This is a genomic window from Pseudoalteromonas sp. TAE79, assembly GCF_000498015.1.
Classification (GTDB): Bacteria; Pseudomonadota; Gammaproteobacteria; order Enterobacterales; family Alteromonadaceae; genus Pseudoalteromonas.
On sequence record NZ_AUTL01000132.1, the window covers coordinates 25,689 to 31,811 of the forward strand.

The 6,123-nt window shown below is 38.5% G+C and carries 7 protein-coding genes; 3 read left to right on the top strand and 4 right to left on the bottom strand.

Translation table 11 applies throughout. The annotated features are described in order from the left end of the window. Both minD and minC read right to left on the bottom strand, forming a co-directional pair. Entirely contained in the window at window positions 1-810 is an 810-nt protein-coding gene (minD, locus tag L655_RS0109200; protein ID WP_024604841.1) for a septum site-determining protein MinD, read from the bottom strand. A gap of 5 nt (window positions 811-815) precedes the next feature. Continuing rightward, window positions 816-1,520 carry a septum site-determining protein MinC gene (gene minC / locus L655_RS0109205; RefSeq protein WP_024604842.1) on the bottom strand — a complete coding sequence of 235 codons (705 nt, stop codon included), beginning with the start codon at window positions 1,518-1,520 and terminating at the stop codon, window positions 816-818. Between the two features lie 155 nt (window positions 1,521-1,675). Between minC and L655_RS0109210 the strand changes: the two genes are divergently transcribed. Further along, the gene (locus L655_RS0109210; protein WP_024604843.1) at window positions 1,676-1,963 is read left to right on the top strand and encodes a YcgL domain-containing protein; all 288 of its coding nucleotides are present in this window, start codon (window positions 1,676-1,678) and stop codon (window positions 1,961-1,963) included. Next, window positions 1,956-2,972: a lytic murein transglycosylase gene (locus tag L655_RS0109215; protein WP_024604844.1), complete on the top strand. Its 1,017-nt coding sequence runs from the start codon at window positions 1,956-1,958 to the stop codon at window positions 2,970-2,972. The genes L655_RS0109210 and L655_RS0109215 overlap by 8 nt, the downstream gene beginning before the upstream one ends. A gap of 40 nt (window positions 2,973-3,012) precedes the next feature. Here the strand turns inward: L655_RS0109215 and L655_RS0109220 are convergent, their stop codons facing one another. Beyond that, the gene (locus tag L655_RS0109220) at window positions 3,013-3,558 is read right to left on the bottom strand and encodes a MarR family transcriptional regulator (RefSeq protein ID WP_024604845.1); all 546 of its coding nucleotides are present in this window, start codon (window positions 3,556-3,558) and stop codon (window positions 3,013-3,015) included. Between the two features lie 204 nt (window positions 3,559-3,762). On the opposite strand from L655_RS0109220, the gene adhP reads away from it, so the two are divergent. Then, a complete protein-coding gene (adhP, locus tag L655_RS0109225) occupies window positions 3,763-4,773 on the top strand; it encodes an alcohol dehydrogenase AdhP (RefSeq protein ID WP_024604846.1) in 1,011 nt (336 codons plus the stop codon). Between the two features lie 363 nt (window positions 4,774-5,136). Here adhP and L655_RS0109230 read toward each other — a convergent pair. Next, a partial coding sequence (locus tag L655_RS0109230; protein ID WP_024604568.1) for an IS110 family transposase occupies window positions 5,137-6,123 on the bottom strand: 987 nt, incomplete at its 5' end.

The window sequence follows — 6,123 nt, forward strand, 5'->3', positions numbered from 1 at the left end:
TTAACCTCCAAATATCCGTTTGAATAAACCTTTTTTCTCTACATCTAAGAAGCGAAAGTCGACAGTCTCACCTAGTAAGCGGCTAATCGCATCTGCATAAGCTTGTCCTGCATCAGATTCTGTATCCAATATAACAGGTTGGCCTGAGTTTGAAGCACTTAATACCGCTTGCGATTCAGGAATAACCCCTAATAATGGGATTGACAGAATATCTTGCACATCTTCTACCGATAGCATTTCACCTTTTTCAACACGACCAGGGTTATAGCGTGTTAATAGTAAGTGTTCTTTAATATTTTCTAGGCCTTCTTCAGCACGTTTTGATTTGCTGTGTAAAATACCTAAAATACGATCTGAATCTCGAACTGACGACACTTCTGGGTTTGTTGTTACAATTGCTTCATCAGCAAAGTACATTGCCATCATAGCGCCAGCTTCAATACCTGCTGGTGAATCACATACTATGTAATCAAAGTCTTCTTTTAGTTCATTTAGTACGCGTTCAACACCTTCACGTGTTAAAGCATCTTTATCACGAGTTTGTGAAGCAGGTAGTAAAAATAATTTATCTACACGTTTATCTTTAATAAGCGCTTGGTTAAGGTTTGCCTCACCATTAATTACATTTACAAAGTCATAAACAACGCGGCGTTCACAACCCATAATTAAATCTAAGTTACGTAAACCAATATCAAAGTCGATAATAACTGTTTTATAGCCTTTTAACGCTAAGCCTGTGCCAATTGCAGCACTTGATGTTGTTTTACCAACACCGCCTTTACCTGAGGTAACGACAATTACTTTTGCCATGAGATTTATCCTTTAACCAATGCTGAAATTTCTAATGATTCGTCTTTTTGTTGTATTTGCACTGCATTTCCCCAATGTTCACCTTGTAGCGAATCACTGATCCAGTAATTACCATCTATTGAAACCAGCTCGGCTTCAAGTTTTTGGCAAAAAATGTGTGCTTCTTTAAAACCTTTTGCGCCTGCAATAGCGCGACCGCGTAGCGTGCCATAAATATGCACATTCCCATCGGCAATGACTTCCGCACCATGACTAACTGCGCCAAGTACTATCAAATCTCTATCTTTTGCATAAACTTGTTGTCCAGAGCGAACTGTACCGCTGATAATTTGCGCTGGTAAATGCACCGTTTTTTCTACAATCGATGTATTGGACTCTTGTTTAACAGGTTCGCTCTTAACGTCTTGTGAATAATTTAAAACAGATAAGCCAGCAGCCTTTGCTTGAGTATGTTGCTCATCTGAGCCATTACACACACCAACCGCATTAAAACTCATTCGCTCGATTAATGATTTTAAGTGAACAAAATCAAGTGAACTGTTTTTAATTTCAATTAAATTAACGACAATAGGCGCACCCTCAAAAAACTTAGGGGCCTGGGCTATTTTTACATACAGTTGTTCTGCTAAAAGGTTTATATCAGTACTATAAAGATGCAAAACTGATAACGTAAAAAGATTCCCTTTTAACTCAAAAATTTGGTCCGACATACACGCTCAATTGATTTGTCTGATTAGAAATTAATTTTAGATAAACGTAGGCTGAATAGAGCCTTTATTGAAATTTCTAATCTAATTTTTCTAACTTATTATTACTCTCATGTTATAGTGTGCGGCATTGTTAAGCAAGAATTTATAGGGCCATAATGCTCACTGCAGTATATAAAAGTAAGAAAAAAGCGGATACGTTCTTATTTGTTGAAAAAAGAGATGATTTTAGTAAAGTTCCGGAACCTTTGATGACTATGTTTGGTCAACCTGTTTATGTGATGATCATCAATTTAACAAAACGTGAGCATTTAGGTGGGGCAGATTTAGAAACTGTAAAAGCAGCGTTATCAAATCCTGATAAAGGCTACTACTTACAAATTCCACCACCTGAGCAAAGTTTGCTAAGCCAATTACGAAAAGACAATGGAGTTGATAGTGATTAAAAAACTTATCGTTATATTATGTGGTGTATGTTTAAGCTCACCTGTTATGGCAAAAACTCAGGCTGAATTTCAAAATTATTTAGCGAATTTAAAGCAAGAAGCTATCGCAAAAGGTTACGAAGCCAAACTTATTGACGATGCGTTTGCAACAGCAACGTATAAAGAAAAAGTGGTTTCGGCTGACAAAAACCAGCCAGAAGTAAAAGAAACCCTTGAAACGTATTTACCAAAACGTGTACCACAATGGAAAATTGACCGCGCACGTAAGCTTTACGCAGAAAACAAAGAGGTACTTGAAAAAGTAGCGAAAGAGTTTGGCGTACAAGCACGCTTTATAGTGGCGCTTTGGGGACTTGAAAGTAACTTTGGTACAATTCAAGGCGGACATAACGTTATTTCATCATTAGTGACACTTGCTTTTGATGGACGCCGAGAAGCACTTTATAAGCGCCAACTTTGGGCTGCACTGGATATTTTAAAGTCGGGCCACATAACGCTTGATAAATTTAAAGGCTCTTGGGCAGGCGCAATGGGGCAAACGCAATTTATGCCTACCTCTTTTAATGCTTACGCGGTTGATTACAATAACGATGGTCGTAAAGATATTTGGACTACAAAAGAAGATGCTTTTGCCTCAATTGCTAATTATCTAAAACAAGAAGGCTGGAATGACTCTCTTACGTGGGGTCGCCAAGTTCAGTTACCTGAAAACTTTGATAGTAAATACGTTTTAGTGCGTGGTACCAAAACTCGCAAGCAGTGGTTAGAATATTGGAATGACTCAGAGCGCTCATTAGCTGATTGGCAAGCACTGGGTGTTCGTAAAGCTGATGGTTCTGATTTACCTAATGTAGACGTACGTGCTGCGCTGGTTATGCCTGATGATATAAATGGCCGTATGTACTTAGCGTACGATAACTACAAAGTGTTTATGCATTGGAATCGCTCGTATTACTTTGCTACTAGTGTAGGTTACTTGTCGGATAGAATTGGTTATCCAAAAATCTAATTCTTAAAATATACCTATAAATAAAGCCGCAATTGCGGCTTTATTCTTTTTTGAATATCTTTTCTTTTAGGTCAATAACTTTACCAATTCCAGAACCTAGCTTCATTAGCTTATTAAGTTGCTCTGGCGTTAAACGCTGTAGTTCTGATGACCATTTAGTGACGGTTTCAAGTAGGTTGTGAATCTCACCCATTTGTTTTTGTGCATAAAGCTCATCATCGTTACTGGCTTCGTCTAATAAGTTATCGCGTAGTAGTGTTAAGGTGGGCTCAATTTCACGTTTTTTACGTTCTTCAAATACGCGATTTGCCATATCCCAAATATCGCCAGCAGGGGCGTAGTACTCTTTACGATCGCCAGGAATATGCTGTATTTTAATTAACTGCCACGATTGCAGTTCTTTAATACCCATACTTACATTACCGCGAGAAATACTAAGCGCATCTGCAATCTCATTAGCTGTCATTGGATTTTTAGTAATAATCAGCAAACCACACATTTGCCCAATTGTACGATTGAATCCCCATCGGCTGCCCATCTCACCACAATGCATTACAAAGGCAAAATTCTTTTCGGATAAACTCATAGCTTAGTAACTTTCAGTAATTTCAGAAAGTAAATGCTAGCACGCTCATTTTGGATAGCAAGTTCTTAGCCATTTTATAAATTGATTTTAACGACTAAAGTATAATTTAGATTAATATTTATACATCTATATTGGGATATGTTGTACACAACAATACGTAAATAAATCCTTATTTTTAATTTTTTCACATACGATGGAATGACTATGAAAGCTGCAATTAATAATGAATACAAAGGTAAATTACAAATAACAGACTTACCAATTCCTGAGGTGGGAATAAATGATGTTTTAGTAAAAATAGCGGCCTGTGGCGTTTGCCATACCGATTTACATGCCTGTCATGGGGATTGGCCAGTAAAACCAAAAATGCCATTAGTACCAGGGCACGAAGGTGTCGGTGTTATCGAAAAAGTCGGAAGCAACATTAAGCACTTAGAAGTTGGCGATAGAGTGGGTATTCCTTGGCTCTATAGTGCATGTGGGCACTGTGAGTTTTGCCTAGATGGCAAAGAAACACTGTGTTTATCGCAGCACAATACGGGCTATTCTATTGATGGTAGTTATGCAGAATATTGTTTAGCGCATGGCGACTACGTTGTAAAAATACCTCAGGGATTAGGCTTTTCTGAGGCTGCTCCATTATTTTGTGCAGGTGTTACAACCTATAAAGCATTAAAAGTATCTGGTGCTAAACCAGGGCAGTGGGTTGCTATTGTTGGTGTAGGCGGGCTTGGGCACTTGGCCGTGCAATATGCTAAAGCAATGGGTTTTAATGTAATAGCTGTTGATACAGGCAAAGAAAAACTCGCGCTTGCTAAAGAGCTAGGCGCAGATATCACCCTCGATTTTAAAGAGGTGGTTCCAAGCGAAGCTATTTTTGAACAAGTCGGTGGCGCGCATGGTGTTGTGTGTACTGCAGTGTCTAAAGCTGGGTTTGAACAAGCCTATAAAAGTGTACGCCGTGGCGGTAAATGCGTATTAGTGGGATTACCTCCAGAGGATATGCCACTTCCTATTTTTGATACTGTGCTTAATGGCGTTTCAGTAGTTGGCTCTATTGTTGGTACACGTAAAGATTTGCAAGAATGCTTGGAATTTGCAGCGCAAGGTAAAGTAAAAGCGATTATTGAAGAAAAACGCTTAGAGGACATTAACGAAATTTTTGATGATATGCTCAAAGGTGAAATTAACGGTCGCATAGTGGTTACTATTTAATTTAGATTAAGCGTTTATAAAACACAAAAAAGCACGGCTTCTAAATTAGAAAACCGTGCTTTTTAAGTATTTAACTAACCTGAGCGCTGAAAATAGCTGCTTGAGATAGATTTATTATCCAGAGTTCATATATGGTCTCCTCCAGTATTGCAAGGTGTCATTCAACGATAGCAGGGACAGGTTTGCTGTCATATATACGGTCTTTTAGTGAAGATTATTACTTCTGACCTTGATGTAATCCGCGCATATTGTCCTGATCAGGTTATCGGTATTTACTACCACTGAACTCTATAGGTTTTCAATATGCAGGTTTGACCTGTTATGTCATCGTTTTAGCCACTTACGCAATTCTTTGAAGAGTATTTATACGGGTGAGTAACTCTCACCTGAAGCGCTAATAGCCCAAGCCATTCTCGCCATCTTGTTGGCATAAGCTACACATGCTCGATTATGCCCTCGAGTTTGAACCAGTCGGTTTATCCATTGACTTAATTTATCATTCTTCGTTTTTGCTCTTGAGACAACCGCTTTTGCTCCTTGGATCAACAGGCACCTTAAGTAGCTATTTCCTCGCTTACTTATCCCAAGTAAAGTATCTTTCCCGCCACTACTGTGTTGACGCGGAACGATACCTAAAGACGCTGAAACATCGCGGCCTCTTTTATAGTTACTGCCATTTCCAACTTCATTGAAATAGGCGCTTGATACCATAGGACCAAATCCAGGTATTGTTTGGATCCGTTGGCAAATATCATTATTTTTTGCTGTTTCAACTATTAATGTACTGTAAGTTTCAATGCAGCTGTCTAAGTTACTCAATTGTGTTTCTAACTGCTTTAGTACCGCTTTAAATGCGCCTGATAATCCGGTATTTTCATCTTCTAAAATTAGGGGGATACTTTTGCGTATTGTGTTTATACCCTGATTTAAAATAATTCCGTATTCAGCAGTTAAGCCTCGGATTTGATTGCATAGTGCCGTTCTTTGTCTGACCGCTAATTCTCTCGCTTTGTGCTGTGCTTGGTTATCTTGTTGCTCAACTGATTTTATACAGACACTCTTAATATGATGTTGTTTTGAAGCAACGCTAATTGCTAAAGCATCGTTATAATCATTTTTATTGCCAACTAAGAAGGCTTTTACATGCTGAGGTGGAATAAGCTTTATCTGATGACCACATTTTCTGATTTCTCGAGCCCAAAAATGAGAAGTTGCACAGGCCTCTAAAGCAACTAAACACGTAGTGTGTTGTTGGAAAAAAGATAACACTTGCGCACGCTTTAACATTTTCTTTTTAACTAAGCGCCCTTGTTCATTGCAGCACACCACATGGAAAAATCTTTTTGCTAT